This is a genomic window from Streptomyces sp. NPDC019937 (assembly GCF_040631655.1).
GTDB lineage: Bacteria > Actinomycetota > Actinomycetes > Streptomycetales > Streptomycetaceae > Streptomyces.
On record NZ_JBEYAL010000067.1, the window covers coordinates 1 to 25,765 of the forward strand.

The following is a 25,765-nucleotide window of genomic DNA, read 5'->3' on the forward strand; positions in this document are numbered from 1 at the left end:
AACACCCGCGACCGTTCGTCTGGACGAAGACAGCCGACGAGATCCTCGACAAAGTGGCCGCCTACTGCCACCGAATCTCCGACTCAGGTCACTAGTCCGCGAGGTGCAGCCGCAGGCCGCCCTCGCCGGGCAGCGCCTCGACCCGCAGCCGCGTCAGGTCCGTCACGTGGGCGTCCGGCGCGTGGGCCGCGGCCCGCGGGCCGACGCCGACCACGCGCATCCCGGCCGCCCGGCCCGCCGCGATGCCGACCTCCGAGTCCTCGAAGACCACGCAGTCCCCCGGCGCGAAGCCCAGCTCGGCGGCGCCCTTCAGGAAGCCCTCCGGGTCCGGCTTGCTCGCCCCGACCCGCTCCGCCGTCACCAGGACGGGGGGCAGCGGCAGCCCGGCCGCCTCCATCCTGGCCCGGGCCAGGCCGTCGTCGGCGGAGGTGACCAGGGCGTGCGGCAGACCGGCGAGCGCGGCCATGAAGGCGGGCGCGCCGGTGATCGGCACGATGCCGTCGAGATCGGTGGTCTCCCGTTCGAGCATCCACCGGTTGTCGGCCAGGTTCCGCTCCATGGGCCGGTCCGGCAGCAGCGCCGCCATGGTGGCGTGCGCCTGGCGGCCGTGGACCACCGGGAGTACGCCGGCGGGGTCCAGCCCCTGTTCGGTGGCCCAGATCCGCCAGTAGCGCTCGACCACGGCGTCCGAGTTCACCAGCGTGCCGTCCATGTCGAGCAGCAGGGCGCGGGCGGTGAGCGGCATGGGGACTCCAGGGCACGGCGGCGGGCGGGCAGGCCGGAAGAGAACACAAGTGGTCCCGCCCGCCGGTCAGGGAAAACGGGCGGAACCACTTTGTTCCTCCACGATACAAAGCGGCCCGCCCGTACGCCAGGGGGCTGGGGTGTCTTTCGGCGCGGCCCCTTCCGGTCTACGGCTCGTCGGTCCGGGATTCGAGGTCGCGGCGGGTGTTCTCGCCGTAGACCCCTTCCGGGTCCCCCTTGATGTCGTACCGGTCCTGGTACGACGCGACCGCGTCCTTCACCCCGTCGTCGTACTCGCCGTCCGCGTTGCCGATGAACAGCAGCAGCTGGGTCAGCCGCTTCTGCAGCTCGACGACCTCGGCGCCGCTGTCGCCCTCGCGCAGCACCGGCGGACCGGTGGGCTCGGGGGTCTTCGGCGGCTCCTCGGTCGGCGACGTGGTCGGCCGCCGCGTCGGGTCCGGTGTGCTGGGCTCGTCCGGCTTCGGCGCGCGGGTCGGACGGGTCGTGGGCGGCGCCGCGGGCGTACGGGGCGCCGGTGGGGCCGCCCGGTCCTGGTCCCGGCTCGTGCTCGGCGGCTTCGCGGGGGACTGCGTGGGCCCCGGCTTCTTGCTCGGCGACGACTCGCGGGACGGGGTGGCGCCCGCGTCCTCGGTCGGCGGTTCGTCCGGGACGCTGGACTGTGTCTCGGTGAGCGCGCTGTCGCTGGGCTTGCTGTCCTTGCTTCCGCCCAGCAGCCCGGTGGTGAAGGCCAGCGTTCCGGCCACGACCACCGCGGCGGCCCCCGCGACCGCCGTGGCGACGGGCTTGCGGCGGCTCTTGCGACGGCGGCCGCCACCGCCGTCGGCGCTGCTGACGGTCTCGCTGCGGGCCCCGCCGCCGTGTCCGTCGTTCCTGGCGGCGCTGTCCCGGCGGCCCGCCGCGGTGATGCGGTCGATCACCCGGGTGCGGTCGACGGGCCCGCCGGGGGTGATGCGGTCGACCGGGGTGATCGGCGCGATGCGGTCGATCACCTGGGTCTCGTCGGCGGCGTCCGCCTCCCCGCCGGGCGCCGGTCCGGGGCGCGGTGCGGGCTCCTGGCCGCGTCGCGGCCCGGGTTCCGCTTCGCGCGGCGCCTTGCGGAAGAACCGCCCGACGTCGCGCGGGCGGGCTCCGGTCGTGTCGTCGCCCGTGCTCTCGCCCCCGCCTTCGCCTTCGCCTTCGGTGGAGAGCCTGAGGTACGGGCGGACCGCGCCCGGCTCGTCGTCGGCCTGCGGGGCGCCGTCCGCCCGGGGGCCGGTGGTGTGGTCGTCGGTGGTCCGCGCACTGGTATCGCCGGTCGCCGAGCCGGTCGCCGGGCCGGTCAAGGGCCCCGTCGTCGCCGGGCCCGCGGTGGTGGCACGTTCGGCGCACGCACAGCTGGGTCGGCCGTTCGCGCGGATCGGTGCGTAGCAGTGCGGGCAGGAATCTGCCGTCACGAAATTTCCCTCCCTGTAATCCGCAGCGATTATGTGCATCTGATCGGCTTCCGCGCATGCGTTCGTTGTCAGGAGGCGTGCCGGGTACGTCACGGACGAACCGGCCCGGCCGACCGTAACAGGGCATAAAGGGCGGGTTGGGGTGAGGATGGGAGGGCGAGCAGCCGAGGAGTCCGAGGAGTCGTCATGACGCAGGACGCCGGCCGCCCGACCTCGGTCCCGGACCCCGTGGTGCCGGGCCCCGAGGAGGGCCGGCCGAAGCGCGTGGTCCTGGTGGCCATCGGCGCGCTGCTGCTCGGCATGCTGCTCGCGGCGCTCGACCAGACCATCGTCTCCACCGCGCTGCCGACCATCGTCAGCGACCTCGGCGGCCTGGACCATCTGTCCTGGGTGGTGACCGCCTATCTGCTCGCCTCCACCGCCGCCACCCCGCTGTGGGGCAAGCTCGGCGACCAGTACGGGCGCAAGCGGCTCTTCCAAGCCGCGATCGTCCTCTTCCTGACCGGATCGGCGCTGTGCGGGCTCGCCCGGGACATGGGGCAGCTGATCGCCTTCCGAGGGCTGCAGGGGCTGGGCGGCGGCGGGCTGATCGTGCTGTCGATGGCCATCGTCGGCGATATCGTCCCGCCCCGGGAACGCGGCCGCTACCAGGGCCTCTTCGGCGCCGTCTTCAGCGCCACCAGCGTGCTGGGACCGCTGCTCGGCGGGCTCTTCGTCGACCAGCTCAGCTGGCGCTGGGTGTTCTACATCAACCTCCCCGTCGGCATCGTCGCGCTCCTCGTCATCGCCTCCGTCCTGCACATCCCGGTCCGCCGCACCCCGCACACCATCGACTACCTCGGCACCGGCCTCATCGCCGCGGTGGCCGCCACCCTGGTGCTGATGGCCTCGCTCGGCGGCGTCACCTACGGCTGGGGCTCCTGGCAGATCCTCGGGCTCGCGGCGCTCGGCGCCATCCTGCTGATCGCCTTCGTGCGGGTGGAGCGGCGGGCCGCCGAACCGGTGCTGCCGCTGAAGCTCTTCCACAGCCGCACCTTCACGCTCTGCGCGGTCATCGGCTTCGTCGTCGGCTTCGCGATGTTCGGCAGCATGGTCTACCTGCCGACCTTCCTCCAGGTCGTCCAGGGCGTCTCGCCGACCCTCTCCGGCGTCCACATGCTGCCGATGGTCCTCGGCATGCTGCTGTGCTCCACCGTCTCCGGCGAACTCGTCAGCCGCACCGGCCGCTACAAGGTCTTCCCGATCCTGGGCACGGCCGTCACCGGCATCGGGCTGCTGCTCCTGCACCAGCTGGGCGAGACCAGCGGGGTCGTGGAGACCAGCGCCTACTTCTTCGTCTTCGGCTGCGGGCTCGGACTCGTCATCCAGGTGCTGGTGCTGATCGTGCAGAACTCGGTGAGCTACCAGGACCTCGGCGTCGCCACCTCCGGCGCGACGTTCTTCCGCTCCATCGGCGCCTCCTTCGGCGTGTCCGTCTTCGGCTCGATCTTCGCGGGCAGCCTCACCCCCAAGATCGCCGACGCGCTCGCCGGGCGGTCGCTGCCGCCGGGCGTCACCCCCGCCGGGCTCGCCGCCGACCACCACACCCTCGGGCGGCTGCCACCGGGCGAGCGGGCCGGGGTGGTGCACGCGTACGCCACCTCCATCACCGACGTGTTCCTGTACGGCGTCCCGGTCGTGCTGCTCGCCTTCGTCCTCGCCTGGTTCCTGCGGGAGGAGCCGCTGCGCGGCGGCGTCACCGCGCCCGAGGCCAGCGAGGTCCTGGCCAGCAACCCCGTCGAACGCTCCTCGTACGACGAATGCGCGCGGGCCCTGTCGCTGCTGGGCAGCCGCGAGGGCCGCCGGAAGATCTACGTCGACATCACCGAGCGGGCCGGGCTCGACCTGCTCCCGGCCGCCAGCTGGATGCTGCTGCGCATCCGCCATTACGGCTCGGTCGAACCCGCCGTCCTGGCCGAGCGCACGCCCGTACCGCTGCGGGCCATCACCGGCGCGGCACGCCAGATCGAGGAACGCGGGCTCGGCGTGCGGTACGGGCTCGACCTGACCCTGACCCCCGGTGGCCGGGAGGTCGCGGACCGCCTCTTCCGGGCGCGCGAGAGGTCGCTGGCCGAGCTGCTGGGCGACTGGTGGTCACCGGAGCGGCCGACGGATCTGGTCGAGCTGGTGGAGGAGCTGTCGCGGGAGATGTGCGGTTCCGACGAGGAGCGCCCTTGGCGCCGGGAACCGCCGGGCGCGGGGTGAGCCGTACGGGCTTCCTGCCGGTGGCCGTCATCTGAGGCCCGTCATATGAGGTCCTTGGCCATCCACACTTCGGCGTACGGCCCCTCGTTGAACGCCGGTACGTCCCGGTAGCCGTGGCGTGCGTACAGCGCCCGCGCCTCGACCAGATCGCGCCGGGTGTCCAGCACGATCCGTACGACGCCCAGCTCGTCCGCGGCCCTCTCGACGGCCGCGAGCAGCGCGGCGCCCCCGCCGAGCCCGCGCTTGCCGGGGCGCAGGAACACCCGCTTCAGCTCCGCGGTGCGGTCGAGGCGGCCGCCCCGCCGCCGCAGCCCCGCGCAACCGGCCACGTCGCCGCCGTGCCGCGCCACCAGCAGCACCCCGTCCGGCGGGGCCAGGTCGTCGCTGGGCATCTCCCGCAGCGCGCGCTCGATCTCCTCGGACGTCGCGTCGCGCCCCTCGTGGAGCCGGTAGTAGCGGTCGGCCACGTCGGTCATGTACTCGCGCAGCAGCGTGGCGGCGACCGGGTCGCTGACGGGCCGTGCGGCGACGTCCCAGGACGGGCTGGTGGTCATGACCGGCATTCTGGCACCGGCCGGTCTTCCGATCGCACCGGAACATGACGCAGTTTGAGCGCGGGGCAGTGGGCTACCCGGCGTCGTAGAGCCCCCGAACAGGGGGGCACCTGCGGGAAGGCAGAAGCAGACCATGTCAACTGGCGCGATCATCATCGTGATTGCCGCTGCGGTCGTCCTGGTGACCGTGCTCGCCGCGGGCATCGTACGTGCGCGTGGGAGCGGCAGGAAGAATGCTCTGCGACGCCACTTCGGGCCCGAGTACGACCTGAACGTCGCCGAGCACGCGGGCGACACCAAGGCGGCGGAGCGCGAACTCGAGATGCGACTGCGACGCTACCGAGACCTCAAGACCGAACCCCTCTCCGGTGAGCTGCGCGAGCGCTACCTGGCCGAATGGGTGGGAACCCAGGAGCAGTTCATCGAGTCCCCGGAGTACGCGGTGGCCGGGGCGGACCAACTGCTCGCCCGCCTCGCGCGGGACCGCGGCTATCCGTCCGACCGCTACGAGGAGCAGGTCGCGGCCCTGTCCGTGCACCACGCGGACTGTGTGCAGGGCTACCGGCAGCTCCACGTCGCGGCCGCCCGCGCCCGTGAGGGCCGGGCCGACACCGAGGAGCTGCGCGAGGCCGTGGTGCACGCCCGGCCCTTCTTCGAGGAACTCGTGAAACCGCCCCACCACGCGTCCGACGGGCACCAGGGGCACCAGGGGCATGCCGGCAGGACCGGCCGGAAGACCCACGTCTGGCACATCGGGAAGGCCGGTGCACGATGACGGACAACGGACCGGAGTGGAGCCACGGCCCCGAAGCGAACCGCGGCCCCGAAGCGGGCCATGGCCCGGGAGCGGGCCATGGCCCGGGACCGCATCGCGGCCCCGAAGCGAAGCGCGGCCCGGGACCGGACCGTGACCCGGGACCGGGCCGTGGCCCGGGAGCGGACCACGGACCGGAGTGGAGCCACGGCTTGGAGACGGACTATGGCCCCGAGCACAACAACGGCCACCGTCGGCACGGCCTGGAGAAGCACGAAGTGCCGCCTCCCAGGCAGCCGATGGGCGGCGGCATGGAGCAGCCGAGCCCCCCGGACGGCCCCAGCTTCCCCGTCCTGCCGACGAGCGAGCACGACAAGCTGAACCAGCGTCTGCGGTACGCGGTCAGCGCCTTCGTGGACGCCCCGCGCGGCTCGGTGGAAGAGGCGGACGCTCTCCTCGAAGAGATCTCGGCCCGGCTGGTCGATCTCCTCGCCGAACGCCGTCGCACCCTCCGCGCCGCCTGGCACGAGAACACCGCGGGCACCGCGGAGACGGAGGAACTGCGCCTGGCCATGCGCGGCTACCGCAACGTCCTGGAGCGGCTGCTCAACGTCTGAGCCCTCCGCCTCCCCTCCCGGCCGCCGCCCGGACACCACTCCGGACGGCGGCCTCCTTCGCGCTCGCGCGCGGCCGTGCCTGCGATGATGCGGCGGTCAGCCACGACACCGCGCCGGCCGCGCCGCCCACCGGTCCGGGAGAGGAAGCCCGCCATGCCCCCGATAGACCTCCTGTCCGCCGAGACCTTCCCCGACAGCGTCAAGGGCCTCGCCGAGGTCCTGGCCGACGCCGTCGACGGCGGCGCCTCCATGGGCTTCCTCGCGCCCTTCGGCCACGACGACGCCGCCGCATGGTGGCAGGCCCAGGCCCCCGCGGTGGCCGACGGCAGCCTGCTCGTCTGGGCCTGCCGCGCCCCGGAGAGCGCGGGCGGCATCGTCGGAACCGTCAGCCTGGCCCTGGCCCGCAAGCCCAACGGACGGCACCGCGCCGAGGTCCTCAAGCTGGCCGTTCACCGCGCCGCCCGCGGCCGGGGCCTGGCCCGGGCGCTGCTGGCCACCGCGGAGTCGGCCGCCCGCGCCGCCGGCGTCACCCTGCTGATGCTGGACACCGTCACCGGCAGCCCGGCCGAGTACGTCTACCTCGCCGACGGCTGGGCCCGCTACGGCATCGTCCCCGACTACGCCGCAGCCCCGGACGGCTCCCTGGAGGACTGCAGCTTCTTCTACAAGCGGCTGACGCAGGCAAGCGGCTGACGGGCTCGGTCAGGTCCGGCGGCGCTGTTTGAACACCCACAGGCCCGCGCCCGCGACGATCAGGACGCCGACGCTGATGCCGATCGCGGTGGCGGCGCCCGCGTTGCTGTCCTCCTTCTCGTCCGCCTTCTGCTCCGTCTTGCCGGATGCCTTGTCGGGCGCCTTGTCCGATGCCTGCCCGGACGTCTTGCCCGAGGCGTCGTCCGACGAGGACGGGGCCTCGGACGGCTTGGAACCGGCCGCCGCCGCCTTCAGGTCGAGGACCGGCGCGGGCTCCTCCGGTTCCGGGCCGTCACCGGGCAGTTCGATCCACCGGGAGACCTTGCCGTCGCTGTAGGTCTCGATGGTCTTGAACGCCAGCGACTTCGCGTCGGGCAACTGCCGCACCGTGACCTTGTGGACGGCGTTCGTCCCCACGGCCAGCTTCGGACCGCTGATCGTGTAGCCGTCCTTGGTGGGCTTCATCTTCCAGCCCTCGGGCGCCTCGTCCAGCGTGACATCGCCCGGGGCGATGCCTTCGGGCAGCACGACGCGCACCTCGGTGAAGCCGGCGGACTCCGACTCGGCCTCGCCCGTGAAGGTGAGGACGACGTCCTTGGCCAGCGCCCGGGCGTTGGAGGCGGTGACCTCCGCGTGGGCGGAGGCGGGACCGGCGAAGGCGATCGTCGCGGCGATCGCGGCGGCGCTCACGGCACCGAGGCGGCGCGTCGTACGCAGGGTTGACATCAGCGGGACTCCTCACAGCAGATGACAGATAGTGAAATGTGTCAGCGGTCAGCCAGTGGCTGTCAGCGGTCAGTTGTCAGCCGTCCGCAGCAGCGCGGTCATGTGCTCGCGGGCGCGCGACACCCGGGACCGTACGGTCCCCACCGGGCAGCCCGTGGCCGAGGCGGCGTCGGCGTAGGGGAGCCCGAGGAGCTGGGTGAGGATGAACGCCTCACGGCGCGGGGCGTCCAGCGTCGCCAGCAGGTCGAGCAGGGCCACGCCCTCCTCGAAGCCGGGCAGCCCGACGGGCTGCGCCCGTTCGGCGACCGTCCGCCAGTCGGTCGTATCGGCGATGCGGGGGCGGGTCGCCGCGGCGCGGTAGCGGTCGGCGACCGTGCGGCGGGCGATCGACAGCAGCCAGGTGCGTGCGCACGAGCGCCCGGCGAAGCGGGGCAGCCCGCCCAGCGCCCGTAGGTACGTCTCCTGGGTCAGGTCGTCGGCGCCGTGCACATCGGCGCTCAGATGGACGACGAAGCGCCAGACGTCGAGATGGGTGGCGCGGATGAAGCGTTCGACCGCGTCCGCGTCGCCGTCGCGGGCGGCCAGCGCCCATGCGGTGATCTGCTGATCGCGATCCTGGCGTTCCTGTACGAGGGCAGGGGTCATCGCCTGATGTCCTCCGGAAGTGATGGGCTTCCGCCCGTCACCGGTCGGGACAGGCGGGTCAGATGCGCATCAGACCCTCTGGGGGACCTCTCCGGGCGACCACGTGGTGCAGCAGCGCCGCGCGCAGCGCCCGCCCCGCTCCCGGCCGCCGCGGAAGGCGGCGGGTGGGCAGCGGCAGGGCGTCCGCGCCCAGCAGTCGCAGGACCAGGCGCAACGGTACGAAGACGGCGGCCGCGAGGGCGCGGCCCAGCCGGAACGCGGCGGCCTCGCCGCACCACAGCCACAGCCCGCACACCAGCGCGGCCAGCGCGTGGGCCAGCAGCATGCCGGGGGTGATGCCGTCCGCCGCCGACGCCATGTGCGCGTCGGCCATCCCGGCCAGGCCATCCATGCCGGGGCCGCCGCTCATGCCCCCGCCGCCGTGCGCACCGTGCGCGCCGTGGCCCATGGGCGCCTGGGCGAGCCGCGAGGACTGCGAGAAGTGGAACAGCAGGTGCAGCGCCATCTGCGCCCCCACCGTCGCCCCGGTCACGACCGCGCCGCCGCGCTGGCGCCCCGTCAGCCACCATGCCACGGAGGCGGTGGCGAGGAACGCCGCGCCCAGCATCCATCCCGGCACGGTCCCGCCGGACATCACCGCATGGCCCAGGGCCGCCATCACCACGCACACCACCGCGAAGATCGCGGCACGTGTGGTGCGGAGGGCCGGGCCGGGTGTCATGCCGGTCATCGTGCCATCCACCTCGGATGACGGTGTGAACTCGTCCCAAGTTGATAAAACGCGCACCCATGTGACGCAGGTCACGGAACGCGCCGGAACTCGACCCTCCTCGGCCCCGACTACTGGACGAGCACGCCGCGCACCACCCCCGAACCGAGAGGGCCGCCATGTCCACCGACGAACACGTCGCCCCGGCCGCCGCCGGCCCCGGCGCCGACGGCGACGTGGCCGACCGGGACGCCCCCGCGCGCTCGGCCTGGTCCGTGCTGCGCCCCCTGGTGCTGCGGCTGCACTTCTACGCCGGAGTCCTCGTCGCCCCGTTCCTACTGATCGCGGCCACCACCGGACTGCTGTACGCGGGCTCCTACCAGGCCGAGAAGCTCCTGTACGACCACGAACTGCGCGTCCCGGCCGGTGACACCAAGCTGCCGCTCTCCCGGCAGATCGACGCCGTCCGCGAGGCGCACCCGGAGGGCACGATCAGCGCGGTGCGCCCGTCGCCGGACGACACCGGCACCACCCGGGTGCTGCTGTCCGGTGTGAAGGGGGTCGCGGAGGGCCACACCCGCGCCGTCTTCGTCGACCCGTACACCGCGAAGGTGCGCGGCGCGCTGGAGCAGTACGGCAGCACCGGCGCCCTGCCGCTGCGCACCTGGATCGACGAGTTCCACCGCGATCTGCACCTCGGTCAGAGCGGCCGCCTCTACAGCGAACTCGCCGCCAGCTGGCTGTGGGTGATCACCGGTGGCGGGCTGCTGCTCTGGTTCGCCCGCCGCCGCCGTAACCGCCGCGCCACCGCCGAATCCACCGCCCCGGCCGCCGGGGCCGCCACCCCCACCGGCGGCCGTCGCCGCACCCTCGCCCTGCACGGCGGTCTCGGCGTCTGGGTGGCGGCGGGGCTGTTCTTCCTGTCCGCCACCGGGCTCACCTGGTCCACCTACGCCGGGGCGAACGTCACCGACCTGCGCGCCGCGGTCGGCCAGTCCACCCCGGCCGTGGCCTCCGGGCTCACCGGTGAGCACGCGGGCCACGGCGCCATGCCGGGGATGGACATGGGCGGTCCGGACGGTGGGCACCACGCCACCGACGTGGGCTACGACGCCGTGCTGCGGGCCGCCCGGGCGAAGGGCCTCGGCGATCCGGTGGAGATCGTGCCGCCGTCCGACCCGAGCGCCGCGTACACGGTCAGCCAGATCCAGCGCAGCTGGCCGGAGAAGCAGGACGCGGTCGCCGTCGCCCCGGCCACCGGCGAGGTCACCGACACCGTGCGGTTCGCGGACTATCCGCTGCTGGCCAAGCTGAGCCGGTGGGGTATCGACCTCCACACCGGCGTCCTCTTCGGCATCGTCAACCAGCTCGCCCTGGTGGCGCTCGCCCTCTCCCTGATCCTGCTCATCGTGTGGGGCTACCGCATGTGGTGGCAGCGCGGCCGTGCGGGCGCCTTCGGCCGCCCCCTGCCGCGCGGCGCCTGGCGGCAGGTACCGGTGCACGTCCTGGTCCCGTCGGCCGTCGGGGTCGCCGTGGTGGGCTACTACCTGCCGCTGCTGGGCATTCCGCTGGCCGCGTTCCTGGCCGTGGACATCGCGGCGGGCCGGATCGCCGCCCGGAGCGCGTAGGCGGTGAGCGGGGGGAAACGCCGACGCAACACGAAACATCGAGGAAACACGTCCGTACGCACGCGGTAACGACCGGACGTGAACCTTCCCTGGTGGCCATCGAGCATCCATCGATGCGGGCCATGCCGACTGGGAAGGTGACATATCGACATGCCGACCGGATTCGACGCCGGCGACACCGCGTGGCTGCTGGCCAGCACCGCGCTCGTGCTGCTCATGACGCCCGGGCTCGCCCTGTTCTACGGCGGCATGGTGCGGGCCAAGAGCGCGCTGAACATGCTGATGATGAGCTTCGTCTCCATCGCCGTCGTCACCGTGGTCTGGCTGCTCGTCGGCTACAGCCTCGCCTTCGGCAAGGACCTCGGCGGCGCCGGGCTGCTCGGCGGTCTGGAGCACGCGGGAATGCGCGGCATCGGGCCGACGGACCTGACCGGGCATGTGCCGACGTTCCTCCACGCCACCTTCCAGCTCACCTTCGCCATCATCACGGCCGCGCTGATCAGCGGGGCGATCGCGGACCGGGCCCGGTTCGGGGCCTGGGTGGCGTTCGTCGCGGTGTGGACGCTGCTCGTATACGTTCCGGTGGCGCACTGGGTGTTCGCGCCGGGCGGCTGGATCCTGGAGAAGCTGCAGGCGCTGGACTTCGCGGGCGGCACCGTCGTGGAGGTCAACTGCGGGGCCTCCGGGCTGGCCCTGGCGCTGCTGCTCGGGCCGCGGATCGGCTTCAAGAAGGAGGCCATGCGGCCGCACAACCTGCCGCTGGTGCTGCTCGGCGCCGGGCTGCTGTGGTTCGGCTGGTTCGGCTTCAACGCCGGGTCGGCGCTGGGCGCGAACGGCATGGCGGCCGCCGCGTTCATCAACACCCAGGCGGCGGGCTGCACCGGACTGCTGGGCTGGCTGGTGGTGGAGAAGGTCCGCGACGGGCACGCCACCACCCTCGGCGCCGCCTCCGGCGCGGTCGCCGGACTGGTCGCGATCACCCCGTCGTGCGGTTCCGTGGGCGTCGCCGGGGCGCTGCTGATCGGGCTCGCGGCCGGGGTGCTCTGCTCGTACGCGGTGAGCTGGAAGTTCCGCTTCGGCTACGACGATTCGCTCGACGTCGTCGGCGTCCACCTGGTGGCCGGGATCGTCGGCACCGTGCTGATCGGCCTGTTCGCCACCTCCGCCATGACCGGCGGCCCGGCCGGGCTGCTGTCCGGCGGCGGCGCGGGACAGCTGGGCAAGCAGATCGTGGCGGTGCTGGCGGTGGGAGCGTACGCGTTCGTCATGACGTACGGCATCGGGAAGCTCATCGACCGGACCATGGGCTTCCGGGCGGCCGAGGAGGACGAGCGGTCCGGACTCGACCTCGCCGTCCACGCCGAGAGCGCCTATGATCACGGGGTTCTGGGCCATGGCGTGCCGCAGAACGCCGTCCACCGCCCGCCGCATCACCCCGACAGGACCCCGACCCCATGAAGCTGATCACCGCGATCGTCAAGCCGTTCAAGCTGGACGATGTGAAGACGGCGCTGCTGGAGATCGGTGTGCAGGGCCTCACCGTCACCGAGGCCAGCGGCTTCGGACGGCAGCGCGGCCACACCGAGGTCTACCGCGGCGCCGAATACCGCATCGACTACGTGCCCAAGGCGCGCATCGAAGTGGTCGTGGAGGACGCCGAGGCCGATGCCGTCATGGACGCCATCGTGACCGCCGCCCGCACCGGGCGGATCGGCGACGGCAAGGTGTGGGCCGTGCCGGTGGACGACTTCGTGCGCGTACGCACGGGCGAGCGGGGACCGGACGCGGTCTGACCGCGCCCGTCCCCGCCCGCGGGTCGTCACGCCCGTGCCGGGGCCCGCCGCACCGTGTCCGCCCACCGCGCCCCGGCGGCGATCGACCGCCGCCACTCGCGCAGCACCCGGGGCGACATGCCCACGGCCAGCACCCCGGTCAGCCGGTCCCCGCGGCGGTACGCGGCCAGGAACGCCCCCTCGGCCCCCTCCTCCAGGGAGCCCTCCACCACGGCCACCTCCTCATGGCCGCGCAGATGGCCGTAGGCCTGGATCCGCATCCCGTACTGGTCCGACCAGAAGTACGGCACCGGCTGATACGGCCGCCGCGCCTCCGGCCCGGGGGCGAGCAGATTGCGGGCCGCCGCCACGCCCTGCTCGGTGGCGTTCGTACGGTGCTCGATCCGCATGGCCGTACCGAACAGCGGGTTGTGCCAGCACGCGACGTCCCCCGCCCCGTAGACACCGGGCGCGGCGGCGCTGAACTCGTCGCACTCCAGCCCGTTGCCCACAGCTAGACCGCTGCCCTCCAGCCACTCGGTGTTGGGTACGGAACCGACAGCGACCAGCACCTCGTCCGCCGCGACCCGGCCGCCGTCCGCCAGCCGCACCCCGTCGCCGGTCACCTCGGTCACCGTGACGCCGGTGCGCAGGTCCACGCCGTGGTCGAGGTGCGCCCGGGACAGCACCCGGCCGACCTCCTCGCCGACCGCGGGCGCCAGCGGCACCGGCGCCGGTTCCAGCAGGGTCACCTCCGCGCCCAGCCCGCGCGCGACGGCGGCCGCCTCCGCGCCGAGGAACCCGGCGCCGACCACCACCAGCCGCGTTCCCGCCGTCAGCCGGTCCCTCAACCCCAGCGCGTCGTCCAGGGTGCGCAGCACATGCGCGCCCCCGTCCCCGGGCAGCCGCCGCGGCCGGACGCCGGTGGCGACGACCAGCCCGTCGTACGGCACCTCCGCCCCATCGGCGAGCGCGACCGTACGCCCGGCCGGGTCGAGCCCGGTCGCGGCGACGCCGAGCCGCAGGTCGAGCCCGAGCGCGTCCAGCTCGTCCCGTCCGCGCAGCGGGAGCCGTCCGGCGTCCCACTCCCCGCCGAGGATCTGCTTGGACAGCGGCGGCCGGTCGTACGGGGCGTGCGGTTCATCGCCGACGAGGGTGACGGTGCCGTCGTACCCCGTCCGGCGCAGCGTCTCCGCCGCCGCGAGCCCGGCGGCGGAGGCACCGACCACGACGACACGCCTCACTCCTGCTCCACCACCCGGATCGCCGCCGCCGGGCAGATCATCGCGGACTCCCGTACGTCGTCGTGGAGTTCGGCAGCGGGCCGGTCGTCCAGCAGCACGACCATCCCGTCCTCATCCCGCTGGTCGAACACATCGGGCGCGATCATCACGCACTGACCGGACGCGACACACTTGGGAACATCGACTTCGACTCGCATGGTGACTCCCTCGGCTTCTTTCTTCACGATGTCCATGTGACCGGCAGTTCGTAGACGCCGTACACCAGAGCGTCGTGCTTGAACGGCAGCTGGTCGACGCCGGTCGCCAGCCGCAGGGTGGGGATGCGGCGGTAGAGCGTGCCGTAGACGACCTGCAACTCCATGCGGGCGAGCGGCTGGCCCAGGCACTGGTGGACGCCGAAGCCGAACGCCATGTGACGGCGGGCGTCGCGACCGATGTCCAGCCGGTCGGGGTCGGGGAAGACCTCCGCGTCCCGGTTGCCGGTGCTGGTGTAGACGATGATGCCGTCCCCGGCGCGGATGGTCTCGCCGCCGATCTCGATGTCCTCCAACGCGACCCGGCCGCGCCCGTTGTGCACGATGGTCAGGTAGCGCAGCAGCTCCTCGACCGCCTTGGCGACGACCTTCGGATCGTCGGTCTCCTGCAGGACGGCGAGCTGGTCGGGGTGCTCCAGCAGCGCGAGGGTGCCGAGGGCGATCATGTTGGCCGTGGTCTCATGGCCGGCGACCAGCAGCAGGAAGCCCATGGAGGCGGCGTCGCGCCGGGTCAGCTCACCGGACCTGACCCGGGTGGCCAGCTCGGAGAGCATGTCGTCGGCGGGCTCGGCGAGTTTGACCCCGATCAGCTCGTCCAGATAGTCGGTCAGCGCGTCGCTGGCGGCTACCGTCTCCTCGGCCGACGAGCGATAGTTGATCATGAGCGAGCTCTTCTCCTGGAAGAACTCGTGATCCTCGTACGGCACCCCCAGGAGTGTGCAGATCACCAGGGACGGCAGCGGCAGCGCGAGCGAGCGCACCAGATCGGCCGGGGTGGGCCCGGCCAGCATCGCGTCGATCAGATCATCGGTGATCTTCTGGATGGCGGGCCGCATCGCCTCGATCCGCTTGATGGCGAACGGGGCGGTGACCATGCGGCGGATCCGCGCGTGCTCGGGATCGTCCATGGCGATGAACGAACGCCGCCGTGGGGCGTTCTGACGGAAACCCGCGTTCGGGTGCGGGAAGCCCGGCCGTATGGCCTCGGAGCTGACCCGCGGGTCGGCGAGCAGGGCGCGCCCGTCGGCGTACCCGGTCACCAGCCATGGGGTGCTGCCGTCCCACATCCGCACCTTGGCGACCGGCCGTTCGGCGTGCATCGCCTGCGCGGTCGGCGGCGGGTCGAAGGGGCAGCCGGATGCCCGCGGCATCGGATACGCCGGAATCGGCTCTTCCGACGGGGTCGTGATCTCTGCCAGCGTCTCGGTCATGTCTCTCCTCGGGTGGGGGATTCCGACAGGAGCGGAGCGTGAACCTGTGTGTACTGGGGACGTGATGACCAGCGAACCTCCCCCACCTGACGCCGCCCGGTCAGTTACCTGACGAAACGCTGACTGTGGGCAAGGCCACAGTGACCGTCGTGCCCAGGCCGGGCGCGCTGCTCACGGCCACCTCGCCGCCGTGCCGTTCGACCACCCGCCGCACGATGGTGAGCCCGAGGCCGCCACCCGGCTCGCCGCCGTCGCTCTCGGGGTACGGCGTGGTCAGCCGGGCGATCGCCCGCGGGTCCATGCCCGGCCCTTGGTCGCGGACCGACAGCTCCACCCGCGGCTCCCCGCCGGGCCCGCGCACCGGACCGCGCACGGCCACCGTCACCGGGGAGCCCGCGGGGGTGTGCTGGAGCGCGTTGCCCAGCAGATTGCGCACCGCGTGCCGCAGCATCCGGTTGTCGGCGACGAGGGCGGTGCGGCCGGAGTTCTCGCGGGTGATGGGGCGTGCGGGATCGAGCAGCCCCAGGTCCGCGACCGCCTCGTCGGCCACGTCCCGCAGATCCATCGGCTCCGGGTGCGACGGCCGCTCCCAGGAGGCGTCCGAACGGGGAAATACCCGCTGGGTCGCCTCATACATGTGGTCGGCCTCTTCCTGAATGCGCCGCAGGGCGCGCACCATCAGCGCGGGGTCGTCGCTGAGCCCCTGGAGCGGGAGTTCGGCCCAGCCGCGGATGGTCGTCAGCGAGGTGCGCAGCTCGTGCAGCAGCACCTCCACCAGTTGCCGGTGCTCGTCGTCCAGCTCGTCGCCCATGCCGTCTTTCATGCAGTCCTTCATACGGCGGCGAGCCGGCCGAGCCAATAGCCGAAGCCACGACGGGTGTGAATCAGCGTCGGACCGTCCTCGTCGACCTTGTGCCGCAGCCGCGAGATCAGCTTCTCGATGGCGTTGTCCCCGTAGCTCCGGTGGTCCTTGAACCACAGATGCTCACCGATCTGCTCCTTGGACACCACCCGCCCGGCGTTGACCAGCAGATAGCGCAACAGCCGGTACTCGGCGGGCGTCAGCTCCAGCGTCCGGCGCCCCCGCCGGGCCTGCCGGGTCGTATCGTCCAGCACCAGATCCGCGTACCGCGGCGGCGCCTCCTCCCGCGCCCTCCGCCGCCGCCCGCGCAGCAGCACCTGCACCCGGGCCAGCACCTCGGCGATCCGGAACGGCTTGGTCACGTAGTCGTTCCCGCCGATGCCGAGCCCGGTGACCAGCGAATCCAGCGAGTCGCGGGCGGTGAGGAAGAGCACGGGCGGATGGTCCTCGTCGGCGGCCACCATCCGCCGGCACACCGTGAACCCGTCCAGATCGGGCAGCATCACATCCAGGATCACCAGATCCGGCCGCTCCCGCCCCACCCGGTCCAGCGCCTCGCCCCCGGTGGCCGCGGTGCCGACCTGATACCCGGCCAGCTCCAGGGTGGTCGAGAGCAGTTCGGCGATCCTGGACTCATCGTCCACGACCAGAATGCGCTGCCCGTCTCCGCGGGCGGGCACCGGCTTCTCGCTGACACTCCCGTACACAAGCCGACCCTAGATGACCCGCCCCTTCCCCGGCACCAGGGCCCTGGCCCCCACCGATGAGTTCAGGACAGGGCCCCATTCATCCACCGGCCGGGTGCCGCAGACCACAAGGGCCGTTCGATTCGCCGGGAGGACTTTCGCCGAGGAGCGCGGCGAGGCCGTTGAGAGTGATCGCATGGCTGTGACCAGGAAGGTTCGCTGATTCTCCGGCGGTGTGTGCGATCTTGGGCTTCACGTGGTGTGGTGCCCGAAGTACCGCCCGTCCGGTTCTCGGCGGACGGGTCGCGGAACGACTGGACGAACTGATCCGGCAGAAGGCTGACGAGCGCGGTTGGAAGATCGTTGCCCTTGAGGTCATGCACGACCACGTGCACCTTTTCGTCAAGCACGACCCCAAGTCGTCCGCCTCGTACGTGGCGAACCAGTTCAAGGGGTTCACCTCCCACATGCTGCGGGAGGAGTTCCCGCACCTGAAGTCGCGGATGCCCACCTTGTGGTCGTCGGCTGTTCTTGGGAATCCTGGCGAACAAGGCTGAGAGTGCCGGTCGCCGTGTGATCCCGGTGGATGCCCGCAACACCTCCCGCACGTGCCCGCCCGAGATAGGCGGATGCGGGCACGTGGCGAAGGAGAACCGCGTCACCCAAGCGAAGTTCGAGTGTGTCAGGTGCGGTCTGGTGGAGAATGCCGACCGCGTGGGTGCGCTGAACGTCCTGCGCAGGGCCGGGCTGGTCCTCTGCGACGCTGCTTAGTCGGCGACGCAGGAAGCCCGCCGCTTCAGTTTGGCGGTGGGTGGAGTCACCCACTCCTCGCTGTCGACTGAGCGCCTCCGCTTCCCGTCCCCCCAATCTCTACGGCTGGCGGCAGTGCCCACGGCGCGCCACTCAGGCAATTCGGTAACATCCTCTGTTAAAGGGTGAAAGGATCCTCGTCAACCTTTTCTCCCAGATGCTCAAGGGTGTCCGTAAGGCTCGGCGGTGCGCCCTTCAGCCTTTCGCGCTGCTCGGCAACGCGTCCGATGATGCGGAGCGTCCGCCCCGATGAGATTCCGGGGGTGGCGGTGACCAAGGACCAAGCCACCTCTTCCGCCTCGTGCCATGCGTTGACGTCCAGTAGGCATTGCGTGAGGCGCGCGACGCGTTCGCTTGAGTAGCCGGTCGTGACGTCACGTCCTGGTTCTACGGACTGTAGTAGTAGCTCGATCGCATTCTTTATGTCGCCTGCGATTTGGAGCGTGTGACCCCACTGGCGGTCGATCTCTCCATGAGTCACCCACCATGCCCAGTCCGGTTCGCCAACGTCGTTACCGCCCTCGATGAGGGATCGGGCACGTTCCAGCGACTCGATGGCATCCGACGTACGTCCCGTGCCGACGAGCCCCTTGGCTTCACGGATGCGGAACATCGCCTCGACGCGCGGAGACATCCGCCTGCGGTTGAGCACCGACCGGGCGATGGACAGAGCCTCTTGATTCCGTCCGCGCCATTCACTTTGCATAGCCATGTTTTGCAACGTCAGCAATTCAATGGAGCGATCCCCTGAGAGTTTCGCGAGGAACAGTGCCTCATGGTTGAAACGCTGAGCCGCATCGTCTCTTTCCGCGTCCCAAAGAGCCCAGCCAGCGACTTCGGCAAGTTCTGCGGCAGCCGATTGAACGTCGCGCTCATGTTGAAGGTCGTAGTCCGCGTCGCCAAGCCGTCGATGTACGACCTTGAACGCGCGGCCTGCGGGCTCGGCGATGGACACACCGCTGAGTTCGTTGTCCAGGACGACCAGCCGACGGGAAGTCTCTCGGATGGCTTCCGCGAAGTCAGCTCCCCGTGCTTCGTTGAGATTGAGTATCCGGTCGGTGATGGCTGTTGATTTCGTAGCCTTTGGCGAGACTGCTGGTGCTGCTACGTGTGCTGCTTTTTCGACGAGTTCCCCGTCTGCCTTGAGCAGCTTGTCCAACCCCGCGACGAGTTGCGCCGACGGCTGCTGTTTTCCGGAGAGCACGCGTGACAGATAGGCATGGTCGTAGTTCAGGTACCGGGCGACCGCCCGGACGCTCATGCCTTGATCGCGAAGCAGGTCGCGGACTCTCTGGCTGAACTCCCCGCTGTTCATGGTGACCAGGGTACGGGCTGTCACCACGCAGTCACCAGCTAGTCACCAACCGCGACCGCGCAGGCGCGGTTGTCTAGGCGTACGTCAGGACCCCCGCGACAGGGCGAACTGTCCGGGGGCATGGTCAACGCTGCATAGGAGCGCCAACGTGGAAGAGAATAGGTCCCCCGAGCTACCGCCGACATGGCCCGTCCAAGCCCTGTTAGGGCCGAGGAACGTACACACGGGCACTCCGTCAGAGTGCCCCGTCTGTCGGCTCGTTCTTCCGGCCACGCAATCACCCGTGCAGTGCGACGTGTGCCGCGACCTCCTGCGACAGCAAGCGCACTGGAACGCCGTCGGGGATTATTCCAAGGCGGTGGATTGCGTTGTCGTACTCCAGCGGCACCACAACGGCCCGCTTCACAGGGACGCAGACCGGTGAGGCGCCGCGCGATGATGACGCTGCGTGTGTCTCGTGACGGTGGGAAGACCTACGGGCCGACGCGCGTGATCAGGTCTACCGATTCTCTGAGGCCGATGGAGACGTCGGCGTGGCCGCCGTGTCAGTGCCCCAGGTGCATCGAGCGGTCGAAGCTGTACAGGACCTACGGCGGCGCATGATGCCGCTCGGCAAGCACCGGCTCGTATCCGACTTCTGATGGGTTCAACACGACGTCGCTAGCCCCTCTGGCAGAGGTCAGAGGGGCTAGCGACGTGTGCAGGGCCGGTCCGGTGTCAGCCCTGCTTCGGCGCGGCCTGCTGGACGACCTCGAAGGACCACAGCGTCGAGCCGGACGCGGCGGGCTTCTGCTGCGGGGCGTCCTCGCCGCCGCGTTGGTGGGCCGCCTTCATCGGGCCCTCCATCCAGGCCTGGAAGTCCTCCTCGCTGCGCCAGCGCGTGTAGACGAGGTACTGGTCGGTGCCCTCGACCGGGCGCAGCAGCTCGAACCACTCGAAGCCATCGGAGTTCTCCACGGTCCCGGCGCGGGAGGCGAAGCGCTTCTCCAGCACCTCGCGCTGCTCCTCGGGAACGGACAGCACATTGATCTTGACGATGCTCATGGGCCCATCCTGCCGCATCACAAGGGGGCTGAGGGGCAAGGGTCAGCGAGCGGCGTTCTCGGTGACGGGCTTGTTCACAGCCGCTGGGCGTTGGGCTGGGGCGGGGGATCTCAACAGGGCGGTGGCGAGGAGGAGAGCGACGACGACGAGGCCCGAGCCGATGCGGAAGGCGAGCTGGTAGCCACCCGTGAGGGCCGAGGCGGCGCTTGCCCCGTCGCCCAGCAGGGCATCGGCATGCGAGGTGGCGAGCGTGCTGAGGGCCGCGAGGCCGAAGGCACTGCCGATCTGCTGCATGGTGTTGAACATGCCGGAGGCGATCCCCGAGTCCTCGGGCGTGGCCGCTGACATCGCCAGCGTGGCCAGCGACGGCATCGCGAGGCCGAAGCCGATGCCGAGCGGCAGCAGCGCGGGCAGGACGTCCACGACGTAGCTCCCGTCTGCCGGTGCGCGGCCGAGCGCGGCGAGACCCGCGGTGATGAGCGTGAGTCCTGGAAGGAGTACGGCACGGGGGCCGAAGCGCGCGATCAGTTTGGGCGAGAGACTGAGGGAGAGCGCGCCGATCGCGACCGAGACTGGGAAAATGCCGAGGCCGGTGTGTATCTCGTCGAATCCGAGCACCTTCTGCAGATACAGCACGCACAGGAATTGGAAGCTGAACATCCCGGCCACCATGAGGGCCTGGATGCCCATCGCTCCTGAGACGTCGCGCGAGCGGAACATCCGCAGCGGCAGCAGCGGGTGGGTCGCTTTCGCCTGGCGGGCGACGAATGCCAGGAGCAGGGCGAGTGCCGCGGCGCCGCAGCTCAGCGTGTGTGCGGACGTCCAGCCGTGGCCGGTGGTCTCGACGATCGTGTAGACGCCGAGCATCAGAGCGGATGTGACCAGGAGCGCCCCCACGACGTCCGTCCCCTTGTCGAGGCCGACGCCGCGCTCGGGCGCGAGCACGCGCCCGGCCATCAGGGCGGCGACGATGCCGATCGGGATGTTGACGAAGAAGATCCAGTGCCAGTTGAAGGCCTGCGTCAGGGCGCCGCCGGCGAGGAGGCCCATCGAGCCACCGGCGGACTGGACGAAGCTGTAGACGCCGATGGCCTTGGCCCGCTCCTTCGGCTGGGGGAACAAGGTTACGACCATGCCGAGGGTGACGGCGGAGGTCACCGCGCCGCCGATGCCCTGGACGAACCGGGAGGCGAGCAGCATCGCTGGGCCCTGGGACACACCGCACAGCAGCGAGGCGGTAGTGAAGAGGCCCAGACCGCTGATGAAGACGCTCTTACGCCCGATGAGGTCGCCGAGCCGCCCCGAGAGCAGCAGCAGACCGCCGAAGGGGACCAGATAGGCGTTGACCACCCAGGCCAGGCCCGACGAGGAGAAGCCGAGGTCCCGCTGGATGGAGGGCAGCGCCACGTTGACGATGGTCCCGTCGAGGATGACCATCAGCTGCCCGGCACAGAGCAAGGCCAGTGCCGACCAGCGTGATGTCTGTGCTGACGCATTGGTTCTTCGCACGGAGGATCCCTTCCAACGGTGCACGACTTGTTACAGGCGTCATCCTCTGTAACCATGGCGTGCGGCGGAAGGAGGCACTTTCGTGTCACGCAGTCACACCGATGTTTCCGACCAGGTCAGCAACGAGGCGTGCCCGCTCACCGAGGTCCTCGACCATGTCGCGGGCAAATGGAGCATCGGAATCCTCGTCGCCGCCGCACACGGGCCGGTCCGGTTCACCGAGTTGGAACGTGCCATCGCGGGTATCAGCCGACGCATGCTCACCTTGAACCTGCGCAAGCTGGAACGCGACGGCCTGCTCATCCGGACCGTCTACCCCACCGTGCCGCCCAAGGTGGAATACAGCCTCACGCCCATGGCCCGCGAACTCCACGCGACGCTCACCGGGCTCGTCGGCTGGGCGGAACGCCACCGAGCCGACATCACCGCCGCCCGCGCCACCTACGACGCCGCCACGGCATCGGCCCCCTGACCCCTGCTCCTGAGCGGCTCACGGCTGGGTGAGGAGAGGGTCGTAGGCCGTCGATCGCCGGCGGCCGGACATGAAGGACAGGAAGTCTCCGACGAAGGCGCCGCGCGTGTAGGCGCGGTCGGTGCCGACGGTGCCGTCGGGGCCGGCCGTGTCGCGGTGGAACGCGGTCCGGAACAGCGTCCGGTATTCGTCCGCGTCGATGCGTTGGTCGCCGTCCTTGTCCGTGGCGTCGAAGAGGACCTCGGCGACCTTGATCAGGGCGGGCCCGGCCAGGGAGGGGACGGCCGTGGCGTACTCGCGGGCGCTGACGCGGCCGTCACCGTCGCCGTCCAGCGCCGTCTGGAGTTCGCGCCACCAGTCGGCGTAGGCGTCGTAGAGCCTTGTCTCCTCGGGCTCGTCCAGGTCGAGGCGGGTGGACAGTTCGCGGGCCATGGCGGCGAGGTCCGGCCAGTCCAGGTAGCCGTCGCCGGTCTGGTCGAGTACCTCGCGGAAGAACTCCTCCGCACTGCGTTCGGTGTCGGTGCGGGAGACGGGTTCCGGTGGCGGGGAGAGCGGCGTGATGAGCCGGATCAGGGCACCGGCCCGCCTCATCCTGTCGTGCAGGGCGGTGACCGCACGGGCGCGCGGGTCGTCGCTGTCGGGCGAGAGGGCCAGCAGGTCGGCGATGGCGTCGGCCCGGATCCAGCCGTCCGGCAGGAACCGGGCCAGGCCGACGGTCAGATAGGCCCCCTGCATCAGGGTCTGCGCACCGGGCATCTCGGGCAGTCCGGCGCGCCGCCGGAAGGACTCCGGGAGCGAGGCGACGGTGATCGCCCCGATGAGCGGGCCGACGACGGCCCGGCCGGTGGCCCACACCGTGGGCAGCCCGCCCAGCAGGGCCGGAGCGGGCAGATGGTCGAACAGCTTGTAGAGGATGATCCGCATCGCCTCGGTGTTCTCCAGCTCCTGTGCCACCACCTGGTCGTAGTAGGGCCAGAACTCGGAGAGGGCGGGCGGCAGATGACCGGACGCGTCCCCCATGGCGGCCAGGTACGCCCGGAACTCGGCGTACAGCCGCTCCATGACGCGCTGTTCGAGAGGCTGTCCGCTCAGCCGGCACATGGTCACGGTGCTCTCGAACATGGTCGCCACCACCCAGGCCCGTACGGCGGGGTCCATCGCGCTGTACGGCCGGCCTCGCGGATCGGTTCCGCTGAGCCGTGCGTGGAGGCGGTTCAGCCGTGCCGCCTCCCGGAGCCGTGCCTGTTCGTCGTCACCGAACATGCGCTGCATGCTGCGGAAGGTGTTGCGCAGCCGTCGCCAGGGGTGGACGACGAAGGTGGAGCTGTCGATCAGCGCGGCACCGACCTGCGGGTGCGCGGCCTCCAGCACGGTCGCCCGGACCATGGCCAGCGCCCAGCGCGGATCGTTGAGGTATTCCTGGAACGCCGAGCCCGCGCCGAACGACGGCTCCTGGGCGCTGTCGGGGTGTCCGTCGTCCTCGATGGTCACGATCACAGGACTCCGTTCTGCTCGGGCGGCACGCCGCCGAAGCGGCGATCGCGTTTCCGGTAGGCGTGCAGGCATGCGAGGAAGTGCGGCGCGCGGAAGTCGGGCCACAGCACTGCCGGGAAGACCCATTCCGCGTAGGCGACCTGCCAGAGCATGAAGTTGGAGATGCGCTGTTCCCCCGAGGTCCGGATGACCAGATCCACGTCGGGGGTGTCGGGGAAGGGCAGATGGGCGGCGAAACTCCGCTCGTCCACCGCCTCGGCGGCCACCCCCGCGCGGATCAGCGACCGCGCGGCCGCGACGATGTCCCCCCGCCCGCCGTGGTCGAACGCGACGGTCAAGGTCATGCCCCGGTTGCCGCCGGTCAGTGTCATCAGGTCGGCGACGTCGCGTGCCAGCTCCCGGGGGATCCTGGGGTCGCTCACGCCGAGGAAACGGCAGCGGATTCCCCGCGCGTGCAGCAGCGGCGCGTGCTTGCGCACCACCGCGCGCACCAACCGCATCAGATAGTCGACCTCGGCACTGGGCCGGCCCCAGTTCTCGGTGGAGAAGGCGTACAGGCTCAGCCACTCCACGCCCGCGGCCCGGGCCGCCTCGATGACGTCGATCACGGTCGTCTCCGCCGCCCGGTGACCCGACGTACGCGGCAGCGACCGCTGGGCCGCCCACCGTCCGTTGCCGTCCATCACACACGCCACGTGACGCGGCGTCCCGGACGGCCGGTCGCCGGCGGCGAACCGCGGCGCGGCGGGGGGATCGGCGAACGCGTCGCCCACGATGTGCCCAACTACCACGCCAGCCCCCCCGGTGCACCACGGCGATCGCACCTGAAGCAGCGTGCCAGCCCCCGGGCACGGATGCCGCACCGGAGCCACGCATTCACCCTTGAAACTATTGTCCGAATAATTCGGTCGTGCGGTGACCGCTCAGCGGTGCGGCCGCAGGCCCCGCGTCACCTTGTCCACCTGGTCGCGCGGGCCGTAGAGGGCGAGCCCGACCAGGTTCAGGTCGGGGGCCTCGATGGTGCGGATCGCGGCGCGGTTGTCGTCCTCGTTGTCCGTGCCGAACAGCTCCTCCGTGAAGAGGGCCGTGGGGAGGCAGCGGGAGAGGGCGCGGGTGTGGGCGCGGAAGAGGCCGGGGGTGTCGGCGGCGTAGACGACGACCGGTTCGCGGAACATCGGGAGGTACGTGTTGCCCGAGGCGTCTTCGTACGGCTTGCCGACGATGTCGTCGGTGGCGCGGGAGAGTCCGCTGGAGAGGAAGGCCGTCACGTTCAGCTTCTGCCAGTCGGCGAGGTCGTCCCGGACGATGACGGCGATCTTGGTGTCGAATCGCATGCCGTCACCTTCGCCCGGGACCTGAGGCCCCGTATTGAACGCTGGTGCGAGACGGCAGAATGGGGTGATGGGTGAAGGAGGAGCGGCGGGGGGCCGGGGGACTGGGCGCGGTACTGGCGGGACCCGGAGCGGTCCGTCGAGGCCATCACGCGCACGTCTTCAGCCATCGCTTCCACCCCCACAGCCACGACACGTATTCCTTCGCCGTCACCGAGATCGGCGCGCAGCGCTTTCGCTGCCGGGGCGCGCTGCGCACCAGCGGGGCGGGGATGGTGATGGTGTTCAACCCGGACGACCCGCATGACGGGGAGGCGGCCGCCGAACTCGGCTACAAGTACCGCATCATGCACATCGGTCCCGATGTGGTGCGCGGCGTCCTGTCGGATGTCCGGGGCAGCGCGGACGAGCGGGTGCCGCTGCCGCTGTTCGACCAGCCCGTGCTGGACGATCCGGTCCTGGGACGCGCCCTGTTACGGCTGCACACCGCGCTGATCGGGGGGCGCCGGTCCGCTCGTCCGCGACGAGCGGCTGACCGCGGCCGTGGGCGCGATGGTGCGGCGCAGCGCCACCCGCCCGGTGCGGGCCAGGGTGCTGCCGTCCGGGGGCGGCGGGCAGGCGTGGGCGGCGCGGCGGGCGCGGGAGCTGCTGGAGGAGGAGTACGCGACGGAGATCTCGGCGGAGCGGCTGGCGGAGGCGGCGGCCGCGGCGGGGTTCGCCGACCAGAGTCACTTCCACCGCTGGTTCGTACGGTGTTTCGGCATCACGCCGGGGACGTTCCAGCACGCCGCCGAGCCGGATTCGCGACGTACCCCGCGGCCCTGATGAAATTGGCCGGGACCGTGCGGATTCCCTCCGTACAGACGCACTCCCGCCAAAGCCTGACAGCTTTCGGCCAACCGTGGCCGACAGTCAGGTGAAGCGGGGGTGTGGAGCGTCTGAGTAATGGGCTCAGTAGGGTCACGAACATTCCGAACAGGTGAAGAGGGCGAG

26 protein-coding genes and 2 pseudogenes are annotated in these 25,765 nt (G+C 71.2%); 11 read left to right on the forward strand and 17 right to left on the reverse strand.

What is annotated here, in order from left to right:
- Nucleotides 1-91 precede the first annotated feature (91 nt).
- Both ABZ562_RS38445 and ABZ562_RS38450 read right to left on the reverse strand, forming a co-directional pair.
- A complete protein-coding gene (locus tag ABZ562_RS38445; RefSeq protein ID WP_361489307.1) occupies nucleotides 92-745 on the reverse strand; it encodes an HAD-IA family hydrolase in 654 nt (217 codons plus the stop codon).
- A 166-nt stretch (nucleotides 746-911) separates the two neighbouring features.
- On the reverse strand, nucleotides 912-2,087 hold the full coding sequence (locus ABZ562_RS38450) for a peptidoglycan-binding protein (RefSeq protein WP_361489310.1): 1,176 nt from the start codon (nucleotides 2,085-2,087) through the stop codon (nucleotides 912-914).
- Between the two features lie 297 nt (nucleotides 2,088-2,384).
- Between ABZ562_RS38450 and ABZ562_RS38455 the strand changes: the two genes are divergently transcribed.
- Complete coding sequence (locus tag ABZ562_RS38455) at nucleotides 2,385-4,442, forward strand: MDR family MFS transporter (RefSeq protein WP_361489313.1); 2,058 nt, start codon at nucleotides 2,385-2,387, stop codon at nucleotides 4,440-4,442.
- A gap of 41 nt (nucleotides 4,443-4,483) precedes the next feature.
- Here ABZ562_RS38455 and ABZ562_RS38460 read toward each other — a convergent pair whose 3' ends face one another.
- Entirely contained in the window at nucleotides 4,484-4,996 is a 513-nt protein-coding gene (locus ABZ562_RS38460) for a GNAT family N-acetyltransferase (protein ID WP_361489316.1), read from the reverse strand.
- A gap of 133 nt (nucleotides 4,997-5,129) precedes the next feature.
- On the opposite strand from ABZ562_RS38460, the gene ABZ562_RS38465 reads away from it, so the two are divergent.
- From ABZ562_RS38465 to ABZ562_RS38475, 3 genes are all read left to right on the forward strand, one after another.
- Nucleotides 5,130-5,771: a hypothetical protein gene (locus ABZ562_RS38465; protein ID WP_361489319.1), complete on the forward strand. Its 642-nt coding sequence runs from the start codon at nucleotides 5,130-5,132 to the stop codon at nucleotides 5,769-5,771.
- 191 nt (nucleotides 5,772-5,962) lie between these two features.
- Nucleotides 5,963-6,367: a hypothetical protein gene (locus ABZ562_RS38470; protein ID WP_361489321.1), complete on the forward strand. Its 405-nt coding sequence runs from the start codon at nucleotides 5,963-5,965 to the stop codon at nucleotides 6,365-6,367.
- Nucleotides 6,368-6,520: 153 nt separating this feature from the next.
- A complete protein-coding gene (locus ABZ562_RS38475) occupies nucleotides 6,521-7,060 on the forward strand; it encodes a GNAT family N-acetyltransferase (RefSeq protein WP_361489324.1) in 540 nt (179 codons plus the stop codon).
- Nucleotides 7,061-7,069: 9 nt separating this feature from the next.
- Here ABZ562_RS38475 and ABZ562_RS38480 read toward each other — a convergent pair whose 3' ends face one another.
- From ABZ562_RS38480 to ABZ562_RS38490, 3 genes are all read right to left on the reverse strand, one after another.
- The gene (locus tag ABZ562_RS38480; RefSeq protein ID WP_361489326.1) at nucleotides 7,070-7,786 is read right to left on the reverse strand and encodes a DUF1775 domain-containing protein; all 717 of its coding nucleotides are present in this window, start codon (nucleotides 7,784-7,786) and stop codon (nucleotides 7,070-7,072) included.
- A gap of 69 nt (nucleotides 7,787-7,855) precedes the next feature.
- On the reverse strand, nucleotides 7,856-8,431 hold the full coding sequence (locus tag ABZ562_RS38485) for a sigma-70 family RNA polymerase sigma factor (protein WP_361489329.1): 576 nt from the start codon (nucleotides 8,429-8,431) through the stop codon (nucleotides 7,856-7,858).
- Between the two features lie 58 nt (nucleotides 8,432-8,489).
- Nucleotides 8,490-9,161 carry a hypothetical protein gene (locus ABZ562_RS38490; protein WP_361489331.1) on the reverse strand — a complete coding sequence of 224 codons (672 nt, stop codon included), beginning with the start codon at nucleotides 9,159-9,161 and terminating at the stop codon, nucleotides 8,490-8,492.
- A gap of 158 nt (nucleotides 9,162-9,319) precedes the next feature.
- Here ABZ562_RS38490 and ABZ562_RS38495 point away from each other — a divergent pair, with 158 nt between their 5' ends.
- The 3 genes from ABZ562_RS38495 (at nucleotide 9,320) to ABZ562_RS38505 (ending at nucleotide 12,561) form a co-directional block, all read left to right on the forward strand.
- Nucleotides 9,320-10,768: a PepSY domain-containing protein gene (locus ABZ562_RS38495; protein ID WP_361489334.1), complete on the forward strand. Its 1,449-nt coding sequence runs from the start codon at nucleotides 9,320-9,322 to the stop codon at nucleotides 10,766-10,768.
- Nucleotides 10,769-10,918: 150 nt separating this feature from the next.
- Nucleotides 10,919-12,226 (forward strand): ammonium transporter, encoded by a 1,308-nt coding sequence (locus ABZ562_RS38500; protein WP_361489337.1) that lies wholly within the window; start codon nucleotides 10,919-10,921, stop codon nucleotides 12,224-12,226.
- Nucleotides 12,223-12,561, forward strand: coding sequence for a P-II family nitrogen regulator (locus ABZ562_RS38505; RefSeq protein ID WP_358619393.1), 339 nt, complete (start codon nucleotides 12,223-12,225; stop codon nucleotides 12,559-12,561). The genes ABZ562_RS38500 and ABZ562_RS38505 overlap by 4 nt, the downstream gene beginning before the upstream one ends.
- 26 nt (nucleotides 12,562-12,587) lie before the next feature.
- Here ABZ562_RS38505 and ABZ562_RS38510 read toward each other — a convergent pair whose 3' ends face one another.
- The 5 genes from ABZ562_RS38510 to ABZ562_RS38530 all read right to left on the reverse strand — a co-directional run bounded on the left by ABZ562_RS38510 (nucleotide 12,588) and on the right by ABZ562_RS38530 (nucleotide 16,818).
- Nucleotides 12,588-13,784, reverse strand: coding sequence for an FAD-dependent oxidoreductase (locus ABZ562_RS38510; RefSeq protein ID WP_361489340.1), 1,197 nt, complete (start codon nucleotides 13,782-13,784; stop codon nucleotides 12,588-12,590).
- Nucleotides 13,781-13,981, reverse strand: a complete 201-nt coding sequence (locus ABZ562_RS38515; protein WP_055551098.1) for a ferredoxin — start codon at nucleotides 13,979-13,981, stop codon at nucleotides 13,781-13,783. Before ABZ562_RS38515 ends, ABZ562_RS38510 begins: the two co-directional genes overlap by 4 nt.
- A gap of 23 nt (nucleotides 13,982-14,004) precedes the next feature.
- On the reverse strand, nucleotides 14,005-15,249 hold the full coding sequence (locus ABZ562_RS38520; protein WP_361489342.1) for a cytochrome P450: 1,245 nt from the start codon (nucleotides 15,247-15,249) through the stop codon (nucleotides 14,005-14,007).
- Between the two features lie 100 nt (nucleotides 15,250-15,349).
- The gene (locus ABZ562_RS38525) at nucleotides 15,350-16,072 is read right to left on the reverse strand and encodes a HAMP domain-containing sensor histidine kinase (RefSeq protein WP_361489345.1); all 723 of its coding nucleotides are present in this window, start codon (nucleotides 16,070-16,072) and stop codon (nucleotides 15,350-15,352) included.
- Between the two features lie 8 nt (nucleotides 16,073-16,080).
- The gene (locus ABZ562_RS38530; RefSeq protein ID WP_361489347.1) at nucleotides 16,081-16,818 is read right to left on the reverse strand and encodes a response regulator transcription factor; all 738 of its coding nucleotides are present in this window, start codon (nucleotides 16,816-16,818) and stop codon (nucleotides 16,081-16,083) included.
- 212 nt (nucleotides 16,819-17,030) lie between these two features.
- Between ABZ562_RS38530 and tnpA the strand changes: the two genes are divergently transcribed.
- Both tnpA and ABZ562_RS38540 read left to right on the forward strand, forming a co-directional pair.
- The gene (tnpA, locus tag ABZ562_RS38535; protein ID WP_361489350.1) at nucleotides 17,031-17,354 is read left to right on the forward strand and encodes an IS200/IS605 family transposase; all 324 of its coding nucleotides are present in this window, start codon (nucleotides 17,031-17,033) and stop codon (nucleotides 17,352-17,354) included.
- A pseudogene (locus tag ABZ562_RS38540) lies at nucleotides 17,326-17,568 on the forward strand (zinc ribbon domain-containing protein); the annotation flags it as partial. The gene tnpA and the pseudogene ABZ562_RS38540, both read left to right, overlap by 29 nt.
- Before the next feature lie 157 nt (nucleotides 17,569-17,725).
- Here the strand turns inward: ABZ562_RS38540 and ABZ562_RS38545 are convergent.
- The 3 genes from ABZ562_RS38545 to ABZ562_RS38555 all read right to left on the reverse strand — a co-directional run bounded on the left by ABZ562_RS38545 (nucleotide 17,726) and on the right by ABZ562_RS38555 (nucleotide 21,403).
- A complete protein-coding gene (locus ABZ562_RS38545) occupies nucleotides 17,726-18,922 on the reverse strand; it encodes a helix-turn-helix transcriptional regulator (protein ID WP_361489353.1) in 1,197 nt (398 codons plus the stop codon).
- Nucleotides 18,923-19,639: 717 nt separating this feature from the next.
- The gene (locus ABZ562_RS38550) at nucleotides 19,640-19,966 is read right to left on the reverse strand and encodes an antibiotic biosynthesis monooxygenase (RefSeq protein ID WP_361489355.1); all 327 of its coding nucleotides are present in this window, start codon (nucleotides 19,964-19,966) and stop codon (nucleotides 19,640-19,642) included.
- A 42-nt stretch (nucleotides 19,967-20,008) separates the two neighbouring features.
- Nucleotides 20,009-21,403, reverse strand: a complete 1,395-nt coding sequence (locus ABZ562_RS38555; protein ID WP_361489374.1) for an MFS transporter — start codon at nucleotides 21,401-21,403, stop codon at nucleotides 20,009-20,011.
- Nucleotides 21,404-21,557: 154 nt separating this feature from the next.
- On the opposite strand from ABZ562_RS38555, the gene ABZ562_RS38560 reads away from it, so the two are divergent.
- A complete protein-coding gene (locus tag ABZ562_RS38560) occupies nucleotides 21,558-21,947 on the forward strand; it encodes a helix-turn-helix domain-containing protein (protein WP_361489357.1) in 390 nt (129 codons plus the stop codon).
- Between the two features lie 18 nt (nucleotides 21,948-21,965).
- Here the strand turns inward: ABZ562_RS38560 and ABZ562_RS38565 are convergent, their stop codons facing one another.
- The 3 genes from ABZ562_RS38565 to ABZ562_RS38575 form a co-directional block, all read right to left on the reverse strand.
- Nucleotides 21,966-23,432, reverse strand: a complete 1,467-nt coding sequence (locus tag ABZ562_RS38565) for an oxygenase MpaB family protein (RefSeq protein WP_361489377.1) — start codon at nucleotides 23,430-23,432, stop codon at nucleotides 21,966-21,968.
- Nucleotides 23,433-23,440: 8 nt separating this feature from the next.
- On the reverse strand, nucleotides 23,441-24,136 hold the full coding sequence (uppS, locus tag ABZ562_RS38570; RefSeq protein WP_361489379.1) for a polyprenyl diphosphate synthase: 696 nt from the start codon (nucleotides 24,134-24,136) through the stop codon (nucleotides 23,441-23,443).
- Between the two features lie 228 nt (nucleotides 24,137-24,364).
- On the reverse strand, nucleotides 24,365-24,775 hold the full coding sequence (locus ABZ562_RS38575) for a DUF2000 domain-containing protein (protein ID WP_361489360.1): 411 nt from the start codon (nucleotides 24,773-24,775) through the stop codon (nucleotides 24,365-24,367).
- A gap of 99 nt (nucleotides 24,776-24,874) precedes the next feature.
- Between ABZ562_RS38575 and ABZ562_RS38580 the strand changes: the two are divergent.
- Nucleotides 24,875-25,597: pseudogene (locus ABZ562_RS38580) on the forward strand (AraC family ligand binding domain-containing protein); the annotation flags it as partial.
- Nucleotides 25,598-25,765 lie beyond the last annotated feature (168 nt).

Bases quoted from the DNA above. Each gene is read 5' to 3' on its own strand.
- ABZ562_RS38520 (WP_361489342.1), bottom strand. From the start codon at position 15,249: ATGACCGAGACGCTGGCAGAGATCACGACCCCGTCGGAAGAGCCGATT.
- ABZ562_RS38465 (WP_361489319.1), top strand. From the start codon at position 5,130: ATGTCAACTGGCGCGATCATCATCGTGATTGCCGCTGCGGTCGTCCTG.
- ABZ562_RS38525 (WP_361489345.1), bottom strand. From the start codon at position 16,072: ATGAAAGACGGCATGGGCGACGAGCTGGACGACGAGCACCGGCAACTG.
- ABZ562_RS38475 (WP_361489324.1), top strand. From the start codon at position 6,521: ATGCCCCCGATAGACCTCCTGTCCGCCGAGACCTTCCCCGACAGCGTC.
- ABZ562_RS38490 (WP_361489331.1), bottom strand. From the start codon at position 9,161: ATGACCGGCATGACACCCGGCCCGGCCCTCCGCACCACACGTGCCGCG.
- ABZ562_RS38485 (WP_361489329.1), bottom strand. From the start codon at position 8,431: ATGACCCCTGCCCTCGTACAGGAACGCCAGGATCGCGATCAGCAGATC.
- ABZ562_RS38460 (WP_361489316.1), bottom strand. From the start codon at position 4,996: ATGACCACCAGCCCGTCCTGGGACGTCGCCGCACGGCCCGTCAGCGAC.
- ABZ562_RS38515 (WP_055551098.1), bottom strand. From the start codon at position 13,981: ATGCGAGTCGAAGTCGATGTTCCCAAGTGTGTCGCGTCCGGTCAGTGC.
- ABZ562_RS38500 (WP_361489337.1), top strand. From the start codon at position 10,919: ATGCCGACCGGATTCGACGCCGGCGACACCGCGTGGCTGCTGGCCAGC.
- ABZ562_RS38480 (WP_361489326.1), bottom strand. From the start codon at position 7,786: ATGTCAACCCTGCGTACGACGCGCCGCCTCGGTGCCGTGAGCGCCGCC.
- ABZ562_RS38455 (WP_361489313.1), top strand. From the start codon at position 2,385: ATGACGCAGGACGCCGGCCGCCCGACCTCGGTCCCGGACCCCGTGGTG.
- ABZ562_RS38505 (WP_358619393.1), top strand. From the start codon at position 12,223: ATGAAGCTGATCACCGCGATCGTCAAGCCGTTCAAGCTGGACGATGTG.
- ABZ562_RS38550 (WP_361489355.1), bottom strand. From the start codon at position 19,966: ATGAGCATCGTCAAGATCAATGTGCTGTCCGTTCCCGAGGAGCAGCGC.
- ABZ562_RS38445 (WP_361489307.1), bottom strand. From the start codon at position 745: ATGCCGCTCACCGCCCGCGCCCTGCTGCTCGACATGGACGGCACGCTG.
- ABZ562_RS38575 (WP_361489360.1), bottom strand. From the start codon at position 24,775: ATGCGATTCGACACCAAGATCGCCGTCATCGTCCGGGACGACCTCGCC.
- ABZ562_RS38545 (WP_361489353.1), bottom strand. From the start codon at position 18,922: ATGAACAGCGGGGAGTTCAGCCAGAGAGTCCGCGACCTGCTTCGCGAT.
- ABZ562_RS38495 (WP_361489334.1), top strand. From the start codon at position 9,320: ATGTCCACCGACGAACACGTCGCCCCGGCCGCCGCCGGCCCCGGCGCC.
- ABZ562_RS38555 (WP_361489374.1), bottom strand. From the start codon at position 21,403: ATGGTCATCCTCGACGGGACCATCGTCAACGTGGCGCTGCCCTCCATC.